This is a genomic window from Pseudomonas fluorescens, from assembly GCF_902498065.1.
Taxonomy (GTDB): Bacteria; Pseudomonadota; Gammaproteobacteria; order Pseudomonadales; family Pseudomonadaceae; genus Aquipseudomonas; species Aquipseudomonas fluorescens_BJ.
Genome location: NZ_CABVIR010000005.1, coordinates 284,180 through 303,226, shown reverse-complemented (window position 1 = coordinate 303,226; position 19,047 = coordinate 284,180). Strand labels below are relative to the sequence as shown.

Below are 19,047 nucleotides of genomic sequence, written 5' to 3'. Positions count from 1 at the left end.
GGGTCGTCTCGGTCCTTTGTAGGAGCAAGCTTGCTGCTTCAGGGTGCGGTATAAAAAAAGAGGGGCGATTATAGGGATGTCCGTACAAACAAAAACACCGCCCGAAGGCGGTGTGTTTTTCTGCAAACACTTACGATGCAATCAACTGCCGCAACACATAGTGCAAAATCCCTCCTGATTTGAAGTATTCGACTTCATTCAGCGTATCGATCCGGCACAGCACCTCGATTTTCTCGCGGCTGCCGTTTTCACGGGTGATGATCAGCGTCAGGTTCATCCGCGGCGTCAGCTCGACGCCGGTCAGGCCCAGAATATCCAGGGTCTCCTTACCGGTGAGATTCAGGCTCTTGCGGTTCTGATCCAGCTTGAACTGCAAGGGCAACACGCCCATGCCCACCAGATTGGAGCGGTGAATCCGCTCGAAGCTTTCGGCGATGACCGCTTTCACGCCCAACAGGTTGGTGCCCTTGGCCGCCCAGTCGCGGCTTGAGCCGGTGCCGTATTCTTGCCCTGCGATCACCACCAGCGGCGTGCCCGAGGCGTGGTAACGCATGGCCGCGTCGTAGATCGCCAGTTTTTCCCCGGTGGGAATGTAAATCGTATTCCCGCCTTCCTCGCCGCCGAGCATCTCGTTGCGAATGCGGATGTTGGCAAAGGTGCCGCGCATCATCACTTCATGGTTGCCGCGACGGGAGCCGTAGGAGTTGAAGTCTCGCGGTTCCACGCCTTTTTCTCGCAAGTAATTGCCCGCCGGGCTGTCGGACTTGATGTTGCCGGCGGGGGAAATGTGATCGGTGGTCACCGAGTCGCCGAGCAGCGCAAGGACTCTGGCGCCCGCGACGTTCTTGACCACGGGCGGCGGGCCGCCGATGTCGTCGAAAAACGGTGGATGCTGGATGTAAGTCGAATCGTCCTGCCAGACATAGGTCGCCGCTTGCGGCACTTCAATCGCCTGCCATTGCGCGTCGCCGGCAAATACTTCGGCATATTCCTTGTGGAACATCGCGGTGTTGACCTGATTCACTGCGTCGGCGATTTCCTGGGTGCTTGGCCAGATGTCCCGCAGGTAAACCGGGTTGCCGTCCTTGTCGTCCCCCAGCGGTTCGCTGCTGATATCAATGCGCACCGTGCCAGCCAGGGCATACGCGACGACCAGCGGCGGCGAGGCCAGCCAGTTGGTTTTCACCAGCGGATGCACGCGGCCTTCGAAGTTGCGGTTACCCGACAGCACCGAAGCGACGGTCAGGTCGGCTTTCTGGATGGCTTTTTCGATCGGCTCCGGCAACGGCCCGGAGTTACCGATGCAGGTGGTGCAGCCATAACCGACCAACGCAAACCCCAGCTCATCAAGGTATTGCGTCAACCCGGCCGCCTTGTAGTAGTCGGTCACCACTTTCGAGCCCGGCGCCAGCGAACTTTTCACCCACGGTTTGCGTTTGAGGCCTTTCTCCACGGCTTTTTTTGCCACCAGGCCGGCGGCCATCATCACGCTGGGGTTGGAGGTGTTGGTGCAAGAGGTGATCGCGGCGATCACCACCGCGCCGTTTTTCAGTCGATAGGTCTGGCCGTCGTACTCGTAGTCCGTTTCGCCGACCAGATCCGCGTTGCCGACCGCGACGCCGCCACCGCCCTCACTTTCCAGGCGACCTTCTTCCTTGCTGGTGGGCTTGAACTGCAGGCCGAGAAAATCGCTGAACGCTTGCGCGACATTGGGCAACGACACCCGGTCCTGTGGGCGCTTAGGCCCGGCGAGGCTGGCTTCGACGCTGCCCATGTCCAGCGCCAGGCTGTCGGTGAACGCCGGCTCCTTGCCCGGCAGGCGCCACAGGCCCTGGGCCTTGCAATAGGCCTCGACCAGTTTCACGGTTTCAAGCGGCCGGCCGGACAGGCGCAGGTATTCCAGCGTCACGTCATCCACCGGGAAGAAACCGCAGGTGGCGCCATATTCCGGGGCCATGTTGGCGATGGTCGCTCGGTCAGCCAGCGGCAGGTCGGCAAGACCGTCGCCGTAGAATTCGACGAATTTGCCGACCACACCTTTCTTGCGCAGCATCTGGGTCACGGTCAGCACCAGATCGGTGGCGGTGATGCCTTCCTTCAATTTGCCGGTGAGCTTGAAACCGATCACTTCCGGAATCAGCATCGACACCGGCTGACCGAGCATCGCCGCTTCCGCTTCGATCCCGCCGACACCCCAGCCGAGGACGCCGAGGCCGTTGATCATGGTGGTGTGGGAGTCGGTGCCGACCAGGGTGTCGGGGAACGCATAGGTGCGACCGTCCTCATCCTTGGTCCAGACCGTGCGGCCGAGGTATTCGAGGTTGACCTGATGGCAAATCCCCGTGCCCGGTGGCACCACGCTGAAGTTGTCGAAGGCGCTCTGGCCCCAGCGCAGAAAGGCATAACGCTCGCCGTTGCGCTGCATTTCGATGTCGACGTTCTGTCCGAAGGCGCTGGCGCTGCCGAACTTGTCGACCATTACCGAGTGGTCGATCACCAGGTCCACCGGGGACAGCGGATTGATCCGCTGCGGGTCGCCACCGGCCTTGGCCATGGCGGCGCGCATGGCGGCCAGGTCGACCACGGCGGGCACACCGGTGAAGTCTTGCATCAGCACCCGGGCAGGGCGGTACTGGATCTCGCGGTCGGAGCGGCGCTCCTTGAGCCAGGCGGCTATCGCCCGGAGGTCGGCGCCGGTGACGGTTTTTTCGTCTTCCCAGCGCAGCAGGTTTTCCAGCAACACTTTCAACGACATTGGCAGCTTGTCGAGATCACCGAGGCTTTTGGCGGCGTCGGGCAGACTGAAATAATGGTAGGTCTTGTCGTCGATTTGCAGGGTTTTAAGGGTTTTCAGGCTATCGAGGGACGGCATTGAAATGACTCCTTTGAGTCCGCACGGCTACGGACTGACGTGACGAACAGAGCTTTTAACCTAGCCCTGTTTAGGCGTTAAGGCTAATAACTGGACTCTATGGCCAAGTCCAAGGTTCCGAACTCGGCTATCATGCGCCGGTTTTCGTGACAGGCTTTGCTTCAACGCAAGCCTGGGCATCGCGCAGTGGCTGAATTCTTCGCCAACTGCCCAGGAGTAAGAATGAACACCCTCTTTATGCATTGCCGGCCGGGCTTCGAAGGCGAAGTCTGTTCCGAGATCTCCGAACACGCCGCACGGCTGAACGTCGCCGGTTATGCCAAGGCCAAAACCGCCAGCGCCTGCGCCGAATTCATCTGCACCGAAGAAGACGGCGCCGAGCGCCTGATGCGTGGTCAGCGTTTCGCCGAGCTGATCTTCCCGCGCCAATGGGCGCGCGGGATTTTCATCGACTTGCCGGAAACCGACCGCATCAGCGTGATCCTCGCGCACATGGCGGACTTCCCGCTGTGCGGCAGCCTGTGGCTGGAAATGGTCGATACCAACGACGGCAAAGAACTGTCGAACTTCTGCAAGAAATTCGAAGTGCACCTGCGCAAAGCGCTGATGGCGGCGGGCAAGCTGGTGGAGGACGAAAACAAGCCGCGCCTGCTGCTGACGTTCAAAAGCGGTCGCGAAGTGTTCATGGGCCTGGCCGAGTCGAACAACTCGGCGATGTGGCCGATGGGCATTCCGCGCCTGAAGTTTCCCCGCGAGGCACCAAGCCGTTCGACCCTGAAGCTGGAAGAGGCGTGGCACCATTTCATCCCGCGCGATCAGTGGGACGAGCGTCTGCACAGCGACATGACCGGCGTCGACCTTGGCGCAGCGCCCGGCGGCTGGACCTGGCAACTGGTCAATCGCGGCATGCTGGTGACGGCCATCGACAACGGCCCGATGGCGGAAAGCCTGATGGACACCGGTCTGGTGCAACATTTGATGGCCGACGGTTTCACCTACAAGCCCCGCCAGCCGGTGGACTGGATGGTCTGCGACATCGTCGAGAAACCGGCACGCAACGCGGCGATGCTGGAAGAGTGGATTGGCGAAGGGCATTGCCGTGAGGCGGTGGTCAACCTCAAGCTGCCGATGAAACAGCGTTACGCCGAAGTGAAGCGCTTGCTCGAGCGCATTGCCGACGGCTTCAAGGAGCGCGGGATTCGGGTCGAAATCGGCTGCAAACAGCTGTATCACGACCGTGAAGAAGTGACGTGCCACCTGCGCCGGCTCGACGTGAAGAAACCGAAATCCCGCTGAAATGCTTATATCCCTGTGGGGGCGGTGTATGTCACAGATGACGTTAAACCCGGCAATGCGCGACAATGCCGGCCAGTTTCAGGAGTGAATCATGAGTGAAATGCTTGATACGCCGGTAGACGGCACCCTCGACGCCTCCGGCCTCAACTGCCCGGAGCCGGTGATGATGCTGCACCAGCACATCCGTGACCTGGCGCCCGGCGGCCTGCTCAAGGTGATCGCCACCGACCCGTCGACCCGTCGTGACATTCCCAAGTTCTGCGTGTTCCTCGACCACGAGCTGGTCGCGCAGCATGAAGAGGCCGGCACCTACCTCTACTGGATTCGCAAGAAGTCCGATTGACCCACAAAAAACTACGGTGGGAGCCAGCCTGCTCGCGATGGCTGATTCAAACTCAACATCATTGTTGACTGAATCACCGCAATCGCCAGCAGGCTGGCTCCCACAGGGTCAACTCAGCCCGTTGCGGATCCGCTTGCGTGCACTGCGCGTCAGGCGGATCGACAGCATCAGCGCGGCGCAGCTCAGGCCGACGATCAAACCCTGCCACAGCCCGCTCGGGCCACTCGGCGTGCCGAACCAGTCGGTCAGACCCAGCGCGTAACCCACCGGCAAACCAATGCCCCAGTACGCGAAGAGCGTCAGGATCATCGTCACCCGCGTGTCCTGATAGCCGCGCAACGCACCGGCCGCCGTGACCTGGATCGCATCGGAAAACTGGAACAGCGCCGAGTAAACGATCAGCATCGCCGCCACGCGAATCACCGTTGGGTCCGCCGTGTAGATGGTCGCGATGTGCTCGCGCAGCAACAGCATCATGCTCGCCGAGATACACGCGTAAGCCAGCGCCGTGCCCATGCCGACACCGGCGGCGAAACGCGCTTCACGCGGTTCCTGACGACCGAGCGCCTGACCCACTCGTACGGTCACGGCCATGCCGAGCGAGTAGGGAATCATGAACACCAGCGAACTGAAGTTCAGCGCGATCTGATGCCCGGCCACCACGGTCGCGCCGAGGCTGCCGATCAGCAGCGCAATCACCGCGAAGATGCTCGATTCGGCGAACACCGCGATGCCGATCGGCAGGCCGATACCCAGCAGGCGTTTGATCACTGGCCACTGCGGCCAGTCGAAACGGCTGAACAACTGGCTCGACTGATACGCCGGCGCCCAGCGTTCCCAGCCGGCCATGCCCAGCGCCATCACCCACATCACAATCGCCGTGGCCCAGCCACAACCGACGCCGCCCATGGCCGGCACACCGAAGTGGCCATAAATGAAGATGTAGTTCAGCGGAATGTTCAGTGCGAGCCCGCACAACCCCAGGACCATCGCCGGGCGCGTGCGTCCCAGGCCGTCACTGAAACAGCGCAACACATGGTAGAACGCGACGGCGGGCAGCCCACTGGCGATGCCGTGCAGGTATTGCATGCATGGGCCGATCAACTCGGGATCGACCTTCATCAGGTGCAAAATCGGTTCGGCGCTTAACAGCATGCCCGTCGCCATCAAACCCACCACCAACGCCAGCCACAAGGCCTGCCGCACGATCGGGCCTATCTCGCTGTGCGTGCCGGCGCCAAAGCGCTGGGCGACTTTTGGCGTGGTGGCCAGCAGGGTGCCGGTCATCAACAGAAACACCGGGACCCAGATCGAGTTGCCCAACGCCACCGCCGCCAGGTCTCGCGGCCCGACTCGGCCGGCCATCACCGCATCGACGAAGCCCATCGCGGTAGTGGCAAGTTGCGCAATCATGATCGGCAGCGCCAGGCCGAGCAGGGTTTTCAGCTCCATGCGAACCCGAGCCGGGCGATTGAGGGGAATTGCAGCGGAGTGGTCAGTCACGGAATTCAAGGGCGAAACGTCCAAAAGGTTTTGATGCGCGAGGCCGCGCATTCTACGCGTTGACGCAGTGGTCAGGAAAAGTCCTGTGTTAGCCATTTGTAAGCATCGACTCGCGGTGTTCGCATCTCCTGAGTGGTGGCTTCATGTCTGAGGTGGTTAATGCCCGCTGGCCCGCCACAGGCTTCTGCGCCTACACTGCCGATCCGCCAAAGGAGCCTGCCATGCTGATTGTTGCCGACGAAAATATTCCGCTGCTCGATGCCTTCTTCGAAGGTTTCGGTGAAATCCGCCGGGTGCCGGGACGTTCAATCGACCGCGCCACCGTCGAACAGGCCGATGTGTTACTGGTGCGCTCGGTGACCAACGTCAATCGCGCGCTGCTCGAAGGCAGCAAGGTGCGCTTTGTCGGCACTTGCACCATCGGCACCGATCACCTCGACCTCGATTACTTTCAGCGGGCCGGCATCACCTGGTCCAGCGCCCCCGGCTGCAATGCCCGTGGCGTGGTCGACTACGTGCTGGGCAGTTTGCTGACGCTTGCGGAAATCGAAGGTGCCGATCTTACCCGGCGTACGTACGGCGTGATCGGTGCCGGCGAAGTGGGCGGGCGGTTGGTCAAGGTTCTGCAAGGGCTGGGCTGGAACGTGCTGGTCTGCGATCCGCCACGGCAAGCGGCTGAAGGGGGCGATTTTGTCAGCCTTGAGCAAATCCTCGAGCAGTGCGATGTCATCAGCCTGCACACACCGTTGAAAAAACACGGTGCCGGATCGACCTGGCATCTGTTCGACAAGAACCGTTTGAATCAGCTCAAACCCGGCTCCTGGCTGATCAATGCCAGTCGCGGCCCGGTGGTGGACAACGCTGCCCTGTGCGAAGTGTTGCTGCAGCGCGAAGACCTGCAAGCAGTGCTGGATGTCTGGGAAGGCGAGCCCGAGGTCGATGCGGCACTGGCCGACCTCTGCGTGCTGGCGACACCGCACATTGCCGGTTACAGCCTCGACGGCAAACAACGCGGGACGGCGCAGATCTATCAGGCGTATTGCGATTTTCTCGGGCAAACGGCGCAGGTCAGCTTGAGCGATTTGCTGCCGGCACCGTGGTTGTCGCAAGTGACCTTGAACGCTGAAAGCGATCCTGCCTGGGCGCTGGCGATGTTGTGCCGTGGCGTGTACGACCCGCGCCGCGACGACGCGGATTTCCGCCGCAGTCTTGTCGGCAGTGTGAGCGAGCAGCGTGCGGCGTTTGACGGGCTGCGCAAGAACTATCCATCGCGGCGGGAGATTGATGGGCTGCAGGTGCGGATCGAAGGGGATTCGCCGGAGTTGCGCAAGATCGTGGCGGCGCTGGGCGCTTCGGCTGTCTGAAAAACCAGTTGGCCCAATCGCGAGCAGGCTCGCTCCAACATGTATTCTCAGGCGTATGCAGAATCCACATTCACTGAAGATCTACTGTGGGAGCGAGCCTGCTCGCGATAGGGTGCGCAGCACCCTCAAAATGCACCCACAAAAAACCCGGCCATCCGGGCCGGGTCAAGAAGACGGTGGCTATATCAATCTTGTTTGGCAGGCTTGACCAATCGCTTTTCCAGTTCGCGGCAAGCGTCCTGGATCATGTCTTCAGTGATCGGTACTTCGCGGCCTTTTTCGTCAATGATTGAGCAACCCAAAGACTGATCTGGCTGTGTGCGGATCACTTGAATCTTGTCATCGCTGCTATTTTGCAAGGACATGGCCTGTCTCCTCTTCAGGTGTGTGCTTACTGTAAAACCGCCAGGTGACCGGGCTATGACAACTCCCTGCGATCTTTTCAGGGCGGCAACACCAGTCCACCAGAAATCCCCAAATGTTGCCACCCGGACTTTAGATCAATAGCGTCTAGGACCTGGTCATCGCGGTCATAATTAACCTGACTCATTGTGATTTACAGAGTTCAACCCCATTGAACCCTCTGGCTGGCCCCATCAATTGCGTAACTGGATGAACCCGATGCTCTCTGCCCGTCACCGTCGCGCGATTCGCCTGACCAGTCTTTTTCTCGCACCCTATCGTTGGCAGGCCTTTGGTGCCTTGCTCGCGCTGATCGTTACGGCTGGCATCACGTTGTCCATGGGGCAGGGGATTCGCTTGCTGGTGGACCAGGGGTTCATGACCCAGTCCCCGCATCTGCTCAACCAGACGATCGGTTTGTTCATGGTGCTGGTGATGGGCCTGGCGATCGGCACATTCGCGCGTTTCTACCTGGTGTCATGGATCGGTGAGCGCGTAGTCGCCGACATCCGCCGTCAGGTGTTCAACCATCTGGTTTACCTGCATCCCGGATTTTACGAAGACAACCGCAGCTCCGAAATCCAGTCGCGGTTGACCGCCGATACCACGCTGCTGCAATCAGTGATCGGCTCTTCGCTGTCCCTGTTCCTGCGCAATCTGCTGATGGTGATCGGCGGGATTATCCTATTGTTTATCACCAACCCGAAACTCACCAGCATCGTGGTGATCGCCTTGCCGCTGGTGATTGCGCCGATCCTGATTTTCGGCCGGCGGGTACGCGGCCTGTCGCGCCTGAGTCAGGACCGGATTGCCGATATCGGCAGTTATGTTTCCGAAACCCTGGGCCAGATCAAAACCGTGCAGGCCTACAATCACCAGGCTCAGGACGAACAGCGTTTTGCCGTGACCGTGGAGGAGGCGTTCAACACCGCCCGTAAACGGATTTTCCAGCGCGCCTGGCTGATTACCCTGGTGATCGTGCTGGTGTTGGGCGCGGTCGGCGTGATGCTCTGGGTGGGCGGCATGGATGTGATGGCCGGGCGGATTTCTGCGGGTGAACTGGCGGCGTTCGTCTTCTACAGCCTGATTGTCGGCAGCGCGTTCGGCACGTTGAGTGAAGTCATTGGTGAGCTGCAGCGCGCGGCCGGTGCCGCCGAGCGGATTGCCGAATTGCTGCGCTCGGAAAACATCATCCAGCCACCGGCGACCGGACTGGTGACGTTGCCCGAGCGGGTGGCGGGCAACCTGGTTCTGCAGGATGTGCGTTTTTCCTACCCGTCGCGTCCGGAAAGCTACGCCGTCGATGGCTTGAGTCTGACCGTCAAGGCTGGCGAAACCCTTGCGCTGGTCGGGCCTTCCGGTGCGGGCAAGTCGACGGTGTATGACTTGCTGCTGCGTTTTTACGACCCGGCCGAAGGCCGCATCCTGCTCGACGGCGTGCCGCTGACTCAACTCGATCCGCTCGACTTGCGCCGTTGCTTTGCGCTGGTTTCGCAAAACCCTGCGCTGTTTTTCGGCAGCATTGAAGAGAACATCCGCTACGGCAACCCGACAGCGACGCTGGAACAGGTCCGGGAAGCGGCGAAGATTGCCTACGCCCATGACTTTATCGAGGCGATGCCTAACGGCTACCAGACTCACCTCGGCGACGGCGGCCTCGGTTTGTCCGGCGGCCAGCGCCAACGCCTGGCCATCGCTCGAGCGCTGCTGGTGGACGCGCCCATCCTGCTGCTCGACGAAGCCACCAGCGCCCTCGACGCCCAAAGCGAACACTTGATCCAGCAGGCCTTGCCCAGCCTGATGAAAAACCGCACCACGCTGGTCATCGCCCACCGCTTGGCCACGGTTAAAAACGCCGACCGGATCGCGGTGATGGATCAGGGGAAACTGGTGGCGGTGGGCACCCACCAGGAGTTGATCGCGAGCAATGCGCTGTATGCGCGGCTGGCGGCGTTGCAGTTCAATGATGGGCGTAATGCCTCGGCAGACCCCGTAACCGGCCCCGTCCCGACCCAGTAACCATCCAAGTCAATCATCATAAAAAAATGCCCGCATTTCTCAATGCGGGCATTTTTGTCAGTGCCTCAATTGACAATCATTGATCGTCAAAATAACGCTCATGCCAGTCCACCAACGGCTGTGGCGAGTTGAGCTTCTGGCCGTAGATCACCGAGTACGACAGCACGTTCTGCACGTACTGGCGGGTTTCGTCGAACGGGATGCTTTCCACCCAGACGTCGAAGCTCAGGTGATCCGCGCCGCGCAACCACTGGCGCACGCGACCCGGGCCGGCGTTGTAGGCGGCGGAGGCGAGGACGCGGTTGCCGTTGAACTGGCTGTGCACCTGGCTCAGGTACGCGGCGCCGAGCTGGATGTTCTTGTCCGGATCGAACACATGCTGCGGCGAGGCCAGGGGAATGCTGAACTTGCGCGCGGTTTCCTTGGCGGTGCCGGGCATCAGTTGCATCAGGCCACTGGCGCCGACGCCGGAGCGGGCGTCGTCCATGAAGGCGCTTTCCTGACGGGTGATGGCGAATACCCAGCTCGAATGCAGGCCCCGGACCTTGGCTTCGCGCACCAGGGTTTCGCGGTGGGCCATCGGGAAGCGGATGTCCAGATCGTCCCAGTACTGCGCCTGACTGATGGTGCGGATCGCGGGGAAGTACCATTTCAGGTCATACGCGAGTTTCGCCTGGGCGACCATTTCGTCACGATTGAAGTGGCGGCTGACGTGATACCACTCGCGACGACCATCAACGATCTGCCCGCGTGCGTGGAACTCCAGGGCGCGACGTACACCCGGCGTGTTGCGCACCTTGTTGATCAGCGCCTGGCTAAGTACCAGCGGCTTGTTGTTCAGCGAGTACGGCAGCTGTGAGCGGTCGGCGGCGAGGAAACCGTAGAAATCACGCTCACGGGCTAGGCCTTTGTAAAGCGTCTGCGCCTCCTGGTTCTGCGGTTGCGCCAGCTCCAGGCTGCGGGCCTGCCAGTAGCGCCAGCGATTGGTGGTCGCCAGGTCTTGTGGCAAGCGGCGGGTCAACTGATAGGCATCGTCCCAGCGGGCCAGACGCAACAGCAGGCGCAAGCGCCATTCAGACACGGTGTTGTCGCGCAATTCCGGGTCGTACTTGGTCATCACATCCAGCGCCCGGCTATCAAAGCGGCGAGCGAGGGTCAGGCCGATTTCCCGGGCGATCGCGACTTTTTCGTCCCGGGAGAAGTGCATGCTGCTGGCATAACCGTCGAGCAATGCCATCGCCTTGTCCGGGTCTTGCTTGGCCAGGCGGCGCAAGCCGAGGCTGACGATGTCAGACATCGGCTCATCGGCCGGGGTGAAGCGCGACGGCTGATTGAGCAGTTCAGGTTTCTGCGCCACATCCACCAACAAGCGACCGCGCGGAGCGAGGGTGGTCAGGCCGTTGACCAGACTGTTGGCCAGCGGATAGTTGCGCGCCTGGGCGGCAAGCTTGGTGCGTTCCCAGCGTTTCTGCTCGGTCAGTTGGCCTTCGGCGGCCCAGATCCCGAACAAGCCATCACACGCCCCAGGCAGCGATTTACCGGTCAGCCAGAGTTTTTCGGCGTTGGCATAACCTTCGGTCTTCTGGTTGCGCGCGATCTGATTCTGCGCGTTCAGGCAGTCCAGTTCGGTGAAATTGAGCTTGGGGTCGTAGTACTTGACGAAAGTCGCCCAGTCGCCGCGATCGGCCAGCCAGCGCAACCAGCGAAGTTTCATCCAGTTGGCTTGCGGCAGGTCGCCGTGTTCGGCGAGGAATTTCTCGATTTCGGCATTGCTTGCGGTTTTCAGACGCGCGGTCAGTTCGTCATACGCAAGGTAAGGCTCCAGCGGGTAATCACGAAGCGCCTGGCTGTAACGGAAGTAGGGACCGGTATCACCCTTGGCCAGGGCACGCTTGGCTTCATCGTAGTATTGACGCTGGGTAGACAGGTCCACCGCCTGTGCTGTTTGGATGGCTGTGGCAGAAAGTAGAAAGCAGGATAAAAGACCAAAAAGGCGGCTGCGCATGAGACGTCCGAACAGAGAAATCATGACAAGCGTTGACGGTGCCAACACTGAATTAACTGTAGCTTAGCCTTTTGCCAGCAGCGGGCGAAAGCTTTGCGGGCCAGTCAGCATCAGTTCGCAACATTTGTCATGCAGAGTGCCCCGAAGGTGAAATTGCCGGCCTTCTGAAGCCTCAAGTCAGGTAGAATGCGCGCCCGGTTTTTGGAGAAGCTCATGACCCTGCTCAAATTCAGCGATGTGTCCCTTGCTTTCGGCGCTATGCCGTTGTTGGACAAGGTGTCCTGGCAGATCGCCCGTGGTGAGCGGGTGTGCATCATCGGCCGCAACGGCACTGGCAAGTCCAGCATGATGAAGCTCGTCAAGGGCGACCAGAAGCCCGACGAAGGCTCCGTTTGGCGCGCACCCGGCCTCAAGATCGGTGAGTTGCCGCAAGAATTGCCGGTAGCCGACGAGCGGACCGTGTTCGACGTGGTTGCTGAAGGCCTGGACGGTGTTGGCGAGCTGCTCGCGCAGTATCACCACCTGAGCCAGAACATCGTCACCGACGCCGACCTGGACAAGCTGATGCACGTCCAGCACGACCTCGAAGCCCGTGACGGCTGGCGTTTGCAGCAACTGGTCGACAGCACCTTGAGCCGTCTGCAGTTGCCGGCCGACAAGACCCTCGCCGAATTGTCCGGTGGCTGGCGTCGCCGCGTCCTGCTGGCGCAGGCGCTGGTTTCCGAGCCGGATCTGCTGCTGCTCGACGAACCGACCAACCACCTGGACATCGGTGCCATCGCCTGGCTCGAAGAGGCGTTGAAGGATTTCCAGGGCGCCGTGCTGTTCATCACGCACGACCGTTCTTTCCTGCAAAACCTGGCGACTCGTATTCTGGAGCTGGACCGCGGTGGCTTGATCGACTGGAACGGCGACTACGCCAGTTTCCTCGTGCACAAAGAAGCCTCGCTGGCCGCTGAAGAAACCGCCAACGCGCTGTTCGACAAAAAGCTGGCCCAGGAAGAAGTCTGGATCCGTCAGGGCATCAAGGCCCGTCGCACCCGTAACGAAGGCCGTGTCCGCGCACTGAAAGCCCTGCGCGTCGAGCGCAGCGAACGTCGTGAGCGCACCGGCAAGGCCAACATTCAGCTGGACACCGCCGACAAGTCCGGCAAGCAGGTAATGGTCCTTGAGAACGTGAGTTTCGCCCACCCGGGCGGTCCGTTCCTGATCAAGGATTTCTCGATGGTCCTGACGCGCGGCGACCGTATCGGTTTGCTCGGTGCCAACGGTACCGGCAAGACCACGTTGCTGAAGCTGATGCTCAGCGGCCTGCAACCCACCAGCGGCAAAGTGGAAGAGGGCACGCGCATCGACGTGGCGTACTTCGACCAGTTGCGCCATCAGCTGGACCTGGAAAAGACCGTGATCGACAACGTGGCCGAAGGTCGCGACTTCATCGATATCGATGGTCAAAGCCGCCACGTGCTGAGCTACCTCGGCGACTTCCTGTTCAGCCCGCAGCGTGCTCGCACGCCGGTCAAGGCGCTGTCGGGTGGTGAGCGCGCTCGCCTGTTGCTGGCGAAACTGTTCAGCAAACCAGCGAACCTGCTGGTCCTCGACGAACCGACCAACGACCTCGACGTGGAAACCCTCGAGCTGCTGGAAGAGGTCCTGCTGACCTTCAACGGCACCGTGCTGATGGTCAGCCACGACCGGGCATTCCTCGACAACGTGGTGACCAGCACCCTGGTCTTCGAAGGTGAAGGCAAGGTTCGCGAATACGTCGGTGGTTACCAGGACTGGCTGCGTCAGGGCGGCTCGCCGCGCCTGTTGGGCGTGACCGAGAGCAAATCCGGCAAAGCCGACCTGACGTCGGCGGTCGTGACGGCTGAAGCTGCACCGGTTGCGGCGGCGGTCGAAGCACCCGTGGCGAAGAAGAAACTCAGCTACAAATTGCAGCGTGAGCTGGAAATGTTGCCGGGCCAGATCGAAGCCATGGAACAGCAGATCGCGGCCGTTGAAGCGCAGATGGCGGACGGTGGCTTCTATCAGCGTCCTGTTGCCGAGACGGCTGCGGTGATCGCTCAGCTTGAGCAGTTGCAGGCTGAGCACGACGTGATGGTCGAGCGTTGGGCCGAGCTGGACGCCTGATTGATCCAGCAATAAAAAAGCCCGGCGTTCAGTGATGAGCGCCGGGCTTTTCGTATGCAACATAATCCTTCTGTAGGAGCCAGCAAGCCGGCTCCCACAAAATCTTTATCAGCTTTTGTTTTGCAGGCGCACCGCAAGCACATCGCAAGGCGCACCGTGCAGCACGTCGTTGGCGGTGGAGCCCAGCAGCAATGCCAGGCCATGCCGGCCATGGCTGCCCACCACAATCAGGTCGCAGGTCTGCTCTTTGGCCAGGTGATGAATCTCCTGGCGTGGCTGGCCGTAGGTCAGGTGGCTGTACTCTTTGGACAGTTCCGGGTACTTCACGATCAGCCGGTCAAGACGTTCCTTTGCCTGATCGAACTGTTGCTGTTGCAACTGGGAAAGGTCCATCGGCACGTCGCCGCCAAAGGCCATGGCCATGGGTTCGACAATGTGCACCAGGGACAATTTCGCGCCGTTGCTCACCGACAATTCGCGAGCACGGTGGATGACAGGGTCGCACTCTTCGGTCAGGTCTACAGCGACCAGAATGTGGTTGTAGGGCATGAGGTGCTCCTCCTGAGGATGCAATATTGGTAAGTATGGCTGGTTTCAAGCGCATTGTTTTCAAAGTGACCCAAAGCGCTCATCAAGAATCGGGAGTACAGATATGACGGTCTGGATAGTGGTGTCAATCCTGTTGGTGGTGTTGAGTCCGCTGGCATGGCTGCGACCGTCCCGTGGGCAGAGCGGGCGCATGGCCCTGCGCATGGAGGCGCGACGCATCGGGCTGGCCATGCAACTGGCTCCTCAAGAGTGGCCGCACTGGCTGAGCCAGGAACCGCCGAGCCCCTGCGCGCAATACCATCGACCGCGTCGCGGCAGTCAGCCCTCTTGCTGGACTTATTGGCAGAAGTCGCCGGGTGTGTGGGTGAATCAGTGGCAGGAGGTCTGCGAGGAGCCGGCGTTGCTGATTCATTTCGAAAAGTTGCCGGCCAACGTCTACAAGGTCGAAGCGGACAAGCAAATGATCACGTTGTATTGGGGCGAGAAGGGCGACGCATCCGTCCTGCAACAAATCGACGCCACCCTCAAGGACCTCGCCTGAACCCGATCCTGCAGGAGCCGGCTTGCTGGCGATGAACGACACGCGGTTTTCCTCGTTATCCGCGTTGTCTGGATCGCCAGCAAGCGGGCTCCTACAGGGCGTTGGCAGATTCGCAGGCAATAAAAAGCCCGACATTCAACATCGGGCTGGAGTTGGCCAGGCAGGCCGGTAATTCGATGTGGCTGATCTTACGCCGGGCATTCGCCGACGCGTTCATATTTTTCCTCAAAACTCCCGTCAGCGTAGCCCGTTAAACAAAGGCTGCGGTGAATTAGGGCGACTTTTCTAACTATTGATCTTATGAATGGCCTCACATGCAGCCGCGTGTTGCAGGTCTTCGTGTTACGGAAATGACCGGAAAGTCGCGTTTCAACCCGTATTTTGGGCGATTGACAATTGTCGGAAATTCCGTGAAGGTGACGTACCCAAATCAAACGGGCGTATGAATTGAGCGTTTGTATTTCAGACCGCTCCTACAGAATCCCGACTATCGCGTTGGCGGGTGTGTCGGGTGGATTGGCGTAGCATCGACGATAAACGTCCCTGCCAAGCCATTCGCCTGCGTCCGACGTGTACTGTTCAGCTTCCATATCGTGGAGATCAGTTGATGATTTACGAAGGTAAAGCCATCACGGTTAAGGCTCTTGAAAGTGGCATCGTCGAATTGAAATTCGACCTCAAGGGTGAGTCCGTCAACAAGTTCAACCGTCTAACCCTGAACGAACTGCGTCAGGCCGTTGACACCATCAAGGCAGATGCTTCGATCAAGGGTGTGATCGTCAGCAGCGGCAAAGACGTGTTCATCGTCGGCGCCGACATCACCGAATTTGTCGAGAACTTCAAGCTGCCTGATGCAGAGCTTGTCGCTGGCAACCTCGAAGCCAACAGAATTTTCAGCGATTTCGAAGACCTCAACGTCCCGACTGTCGCCGCGATCAACGGCATCGCCTTGGGTGGCGGTCTGGAAATGTGCCTGGCGGCGGACTACCGCGTCATGTCCACCAAGGCCAAGATTGGTCTGCCGGAAGTCAAACTGGGCATCTACCCGGGCTTCGGTGGCACCGTGCGCCTGCCGCGCCTGATCGGTGCCGACAACGCCATCGAGTGGATTGCCTCCGGCAAGGAAAACCGTCCTGAAGACGCGCTGAAAGTCGGCGCCGTCGATGCGGTGGTTGAACCTGGGAAACTGCAGGAAGCCGCTCTGGAGCTCGTCAAGCGCGCCATCTCTGGCGAGTTCGACTACAAGGCCAAGCGTCAGCCGAAGCTGGAAAAGCTGAAACTGAACGCCATCGAGCAAATGATGGCTTTCGAAACCGCCAAAGGTTTCGTGGCTGGCCAGGCTGGCCCGAACTATCCGGCGCCCGTTGAAGCCATCAAGACCATCCAGAAAGCGGCGAACTTCGGTCGCGAAAAAGCGCTGGAAGTCGAAGCTGCCGGTTTCGTCAAACTGGCCAAGACCTCTGCCGCGCAGAGCTTGATCGGTCTGTTCCTGAATGATCAGGAACTGAAGAAAAAGGCCAAGGCCTACGACGAAATCGCCAAAGACGTGAAGCAGGCTGCTGTATTGGGCGCCGGCATCATGGGCGGCGGTATCGCTTATCAGTCGGCGTCCAAAGGCACGCCGATCCTGATGAAAGACATCAACGAGCACGGCATCGAGCAAGGCTTGGCTGAAGCCGCCAAGCTGCTGGTCGGCCGCGTTGATAAAGGTCGCATGACTGCGGCGAAAATGGCTGAAGTGCTCAACGGCATTCGTCCGACCCTGTCCTACGGCGACTTCGGTCACGTTGACCTGGTGGTTGAAGCGGTCGTCGAGAACCCTAAGGTCAAGCAGGCTGTGCTGGCCGAAGTGGAAGACAAGGTCAAAGAGGACACCATCCTCGCGTCCAACACCTCGACCATTTCCATCACCTTGCTGGCCAAGGCCCTCAAGCGTCCGGAAAACTTCGTCGGCATGCACTTCTTCAACCCCGTGCACATGATGCCGCTGGTTGAAGTGATTCGTGGCGAGAAGTCCAGCGAACTGGCCGTTGCCACCACCGTTGCCTACGCCAAGAAAATGGGCAAGAACCCGATCGTCGTCAACGACTGCCCGGGCTTCCTGGTCAACCGCGTCCTGTTCCCGTACTTCGGCGGTTTCGCCAAGCTGGTCAGCGCCGGTGTGGACTTCGTCCGTATCGACAAGGTCATGGAAAAATTCGGCTGGCCAATGGGTCCGGCGTACCTGATGGACGTGGTCGGCATCGACACCGGCCACCACGGTCGCGACGTCATGGCTGAAGGCTTCCCGGACCGCATGAAAGACGACCGCCGTTCGGCTGTCGACGTGCTCTACGAAGCCAAGCGCCTGGGCCAGAAGAATGGCAAGGGTTTCTACGCCTACGAGACCGACAAGAAGGGCAAGCAGAAGAAAGTGGCCGACCCGTCGGTGCTGGAAGTGCTCAAGCCAATCGTTTTCGAACAGCGCGAAGTCACTGACGAAGACATCATCAACTGGATGATGATCCCGCTGTGCCTGGAAACCGTGCGTTGCCTGGAAGACGGCATCGTCGAAACCGCTGCCGAAGCCGACATGGGTCTGGTCTACGGTATTGGTTTCCCTCCATTCCGTGGTGGTGCGCTGCGCTACATCGATTCGATCGGTGTTGCCGAGTTCGTTGCCCTGGCTGACCAGTACGCTGATTTGGGCGCGCTGTACCACCCGACCGCAAAACTGCGTGAAATGGCCAAGACCGGCCAGCGGTTCTTCGGTTAAGCGTCCCAACTTTTGAGCGAGAGTGAAATTTTATGAGCTTGAATCCAAGAGACGTCGTGATTGTCGACTTCGGTCGTACTCCGATGGGCCGCTCCAAGGGCGGCATGCACCGCAACACCCGTGCTGAAGATATGTCGGCACACCTGATCAGCAAATTGCTGGAACGTAACGTCAAGGTCGACCCGAACGAAGTCGAAGACGTGATCTGGGGCTGTGTCAACCAGACCCTGGAGCAGGGCTGGAACATCGCTCGCATGGCGTCGCTGATGACGCAGATCCCGCACACCGCTGCCGGTCAGACCGTCAGCCGTCTGTGTGGCTCGTCCATGAGTGCTCTGCACACCGCTGCTCAAGCGATCATGACCGGCAATGGTGACGTGTTCGTCGTCGGCGGCGTCGAGCACATGGGCCACGTGAGCATGATGCACGGTGTCGATCCAAACCCGCACATGTCGCTGTACGCGGCGAAAGCCTCGGGCATGATGGGCCTGACCGCTGAAATGCTGGGCAAAATGCACGGCATCACTCGCGAGCAGCAGGACGCTTTCGGCGTGCGCTCCCATCAGCTCGCCCACAAGGCGACTGTGGAAGGCAAGTTCAAAGACGAAATCATCCCGATGCAGGGCTACGACGAGAACGGTTTCCTGAAACTGTTCGACTACGACGAAACCATTCGTCCGGAAACCACCCTGGAAAGCCTGGCGGCATTGAAGCCAGCGTTTAACCCGAAAGGCGGCACCGTGACAGCCGGTACTTCGTCGCAGATCACCGATGGTGCGTCGTGCATGATCGTGATGTCGGCGCAGCGTGCACAAGACCTGGGCATCCAGCCTCTGGCAGTGATTCGCTCGATGGCAGTGGCAGGTGTGGATCCGGCAATCATGGGCTATGGTCCAGTACCGGCCACACAAAAAGCACTGAAGCGCGCGGGCCTTGGCATCAACGATATCGACTTCTTCGAGCTCAACGAAGCTTTCGCCGCACAGGCCCTGCCAGTGCTGAAAGATCTGAAAGTGCTCGACAAGATGAACGAGAAGGTTAACCTGCACGGCGGCGCGATCGCCCTGGGTCACCCGTTCGGTTGCTCCGGTGCGCGTATCTCCGGCACTTTGCTGAACGTGATGAAGCAAAATGGCGGCAATCTTGGGGTAGCCACCATGTGCATTGGTCTCGGCCAAGGCATCTCCACCGTCTTCGAACGCGTTTAAGCGTTCCGTTGACGGAAGCCGGGGCCAAGTGCCCCGGTTTTTGTTTTTCCGGATTTA

The 19,047-nt window shown here is 60.1% G+C and carries 14 protein-coding genes; 8 read left to right on the top strand and 6 right to left on the bottom strand.

The window, feature by feature from the left end:
• Window positions 1-130: 130 nt before the first annotated feature.
• On the bottom strand, window positions 131-2,872 hold the full coding sequence (gene acnA, locus F8N43_RS19825) for an aconitate hydratase AcnA (protein WP_150654214.1): 2,742 nt from the start codon (window positions 2,870-2,872) through the stop codon (window positions 131-133).
• A gap of 222 nt (window positions 2,873-3,094) precedes the next feature.
• On the opposite strand from acnA, the gene rlmM reads away from it, so the two are divergent.
• Both rlmM and tusA read left to right on the top strand, forming a co-directional pair.
• Window positions 3,095-4,168, top strand: a complete 1,074-nt coding sequence (gene rlmM / locus F8N43_RS19820) for a 23S rRNA (cytidine(2498)-2'-O)-methyltransferase RlmM (RefSeq protein WP_150631625.1) — start codon at window positions 3,095-3,097, stop codon at window positions 4,166-4,168.
• 91 nt (window positions 4,169-4,259) lie between these two features.
• Window positions 4,260-4,511 (top strand): sulfurtransferase TusA, encoded by a 252-nt coding sequence (gene tusA, locus F8N43_RS19815; RefSeq protein ID WP_150631624.1) that lies wholly within the window; start codon window positions 4,260-4,262, stop codon window positions 4,509-4,511.
• Window positions 4,512-4,619: 108 nt separating this feature from the next.
• On the opposite strand, the gene F8N43_RS19810 is transcribed toward tusA, so the two are convergent.
• Window positions 4,620-6,023, bottom strand: a complete 1,404-nt coding sequence (locus tag F8N43_RS19810; RefSeq protein WP_150654213.1) for an MATE family efflux transporter — start codon at window positions 6,021-6,023, stop codon at window positions 4,620-4,622.
• Between the two features lie 212 nt (window positions 6,024-6,235).
• Here F8N43_RS19810 and pdxB point away from each other — a divergent pair, with 212 nt between their 5' ends.
• A complete protein-coding gene (gene pdxB / locus F8N43_RS19805; protein ID WP_150654212.1) occupies window positions 6,236-7,378 on the top strand; it encodes a 4-phosphoerythronate dehydrogenase PdxB in 1,143 nt (380 codons plus the stop codon).
• A 185-nt stretch (window positions 7,379-7,563) separates the two neighbouring features.
• Here the strand turns inward: pdxB and F8N43_RS19795 are convergent, their stop codons facing one another.
• On the bottom strand, window positions 7,564-7,743 hold the full coding sequence (locus F8N43_RS19795; protein WP_150631620.1) for a PA1571 family protein: 180 nt from the start codon (window positions 7,741-7,743) through the stop codon (window positions 7,564-7,566).
• 247 nt (window positions 7,744-7,990) lie between these two features.
• Between F8N43_RS19795 and F8N43_RS19790 the strand changes: the two genes are divergently transcribed.
• Window positions 7,991-9,799 (top strand): ABC transporter transmembrane domain-containing protein, encoded by a 1,809-nt coding sequence (locus tag F8N43_RS19790; protein WP_191630147.1) that lies wholly within the window; start codon window positions 7,991-7,993, stop codon window positions 9,797-9,799.
• Between the two features lie 76 nt (window positions 9,800-9,875).
• Here the strand turns inward: F8N43_RS19790 and F8N43_RS19785 are convergent, their stop codons facing one another.
• Complete coding sequence (locus F8N43_RS19785; RefSeq protein WP_150637490.1) at window positions 9,876-11,804, bottom strand: transglycosylase SLT domain-containing protein; 1,929 nt, start codon at window positions 11,802-11,804, stop codon at window positions 9,876-9,878.
• 213 nt (window positions 11,805-12,017) lie between these two features.
• Between F8N43_RS19785 and F8N43_RS19780 the strand changes: the two genes are divergently transcribed.
• Window positions 12,018-13,937 (top strand): ATP-binding cassette domain-containing protein, encoded by a 1,920-nt coding sequence (locus tag F8N43_RS19780; protein WP_150631617.1) that lies wholly within the window; start codon window positions 12,018-12,020, stop codon window positions 13,935-13,937.
• A 108-nt stretch (window positions 13,938-14,045) separates the two neighbouring features.
• Here the strand turns inward: F8N43_RS19780 and F8N43_RS19775 are convergent, their stop codons facing one another.
• The gene (locus F8N43_RS19775; RefSeq protein WP_008028495.1) at window positions 14,046-14,486 is read right to left on the bottom strand and encodes a universal stress protein; all 441 of its coding nucleotides are present in this window, start codon (window positions 14,484-14,486) and stop codon (window positions 14,046-14,048) included.
• Between the two features lie 103 nt (window positions 14,487-14,589).
• Here F8N43_RS19775 and F8N43_RS19770 point away from each other — a divergent pair, with 103 nt between their 5' ends.
• Complete coding sequence (locus F8N43_RS19770) at window positions 14,590-15,027, top strand: hypothetical protein (protein ID WP_150631616.1); 438 nt, start codon at window positions 14,590-14,592, stop codon at window positions 15,025-15,027.
• A 91-nt stretch (window positions 15,028-15,118) separates the two neighbouring features.
• Here the strand turns inward: F8N43_RS19770 and F8N43_RS29730 are convergent, their stop codons facing one another.
• Window positions 15,119-15,244, bottom strand: a complete 126-nt coding sequence (locus F8N43_RS29730) for a hypothetical protein (protein ID WP_263596745.1) — start codon at window positions 15,242-15,244, stop codon at window positions 15,119-15,121.
• A gap of 390 nt (window positions 15,245-15,634) precedes the next feature.
• On the opposite strand from F8N43_RS29730, the gene fadB reads away from it, so the two are divergent.
• Entirely contained in the window at window positions 15,635-17,782 is a 2,148-nt protein-coding gene (gene fadB / locus F8N43_RS19765) for a fatty acid oxidation complex subunit alpha FadB (RefSeq protein WP_150631615.1), read from the top strand.
• Window positions 17,783-17,814: 32 nt separating this feature from the next.
• Window positions 17,815-18,990 (top strand): acetyl-CoA C-acyltransferase FadA, encoded by a 1,176-nt coding sequence (fadA, locus tag F8N43_RS19760; protein WP_150637486.1) that lies wholly within the window; start codon window positions 17,815-17,817, stop codon window positions 18,988-18,990.
• Window positions 18,991-19,047: the final 57 nt, after the last annotated feature.

Coding starts and splice junctions, on each gene's coding strand:
- acnA (WP_150654214.1), bottom strand. CDS start 2,872: ATGCCGTCCCTCGATAGCCTGAAAACCCTTAAAACCCTGCAAATCGAC.
- rlmM (WP_150631625.1), top strand. CDS start 3,095: ATGAACACCCTCTTTATGCATTGCCGGCCGGGCTTCGAAGGCGAAGTC.
- tusA (WP_150631624.1), top strand. CDS start 4,260: ATGAGTGAAATGCTTGATACGCCGGTAGACGGCACCCTCGACGCCTCC.
- pdxB (WP_150654212.1), top strand. CDS start 6,236: ATGCTGATTGTTGCCGACGAAAATATTCCGCTGCTCGATGCCTTCTTC.
- F8N43_RS19795 (WP_150631620.1), bottom strand. CDS start 7,743: ATGTCCTTGCAAAATAGCAGCGATGACAAGATTCAAGTGATCCGCACA.
- F8N43_RS19790 (WP_191630147.1), top strand. CDS start 7,991: ATGAACCCGATGCTCTCTGCCCGTCACCGTCGCGCGATTCGCCTGACC.
- F8N43_RS19785 (WP_150637490.1), bottom strand. CDS start 11,804: ATGCGCAGCCGCCTTTTTGGTCTTTTATCCTGCTTTCTACTTTCTGCC.
- F8N43_RS19780 (WP_150631617.1), top strand. CDS start 12,018: ATGACCCTGCTCAAATTCAGCGATGTGTCCCTTGCTTTCGGCGCTATG.
- F8N43_RS19775 (WP_008028495.1), bottom strand. CDS start 14,486: ATGCCCTACAACCACATTCTGGTCGCTGTAGACCTGACCGAAGAGTGC.
- F8N43_RS19770 (WP_150631616.1), top strand. CDS start 14,590: ATGACGGTCTGGATAGTGGTGTCAATCCTGTTGGTGGTGTTGAGTCCG.
- F8N43_RS29730 (WP_263596745.1), bottom strand. CDS start 15,244: ATGAACGCGTCGGCGAATGCCCGGCGTAAGATCAGCCACATCGAATTA.
- fadB (WP_150631615.1), top strand. CDS start 15,635: ATGATTTACGAAGGTAAAGCCATCACGGTTAAGGCTCTTGAAAGTGGC.
- fadA (WP_150637486.1), top strand. CDS start 17,815: ATGAGCTTGAATCCAAGAGACGTCGTGATTGTCGACTTCGGTCGTACT.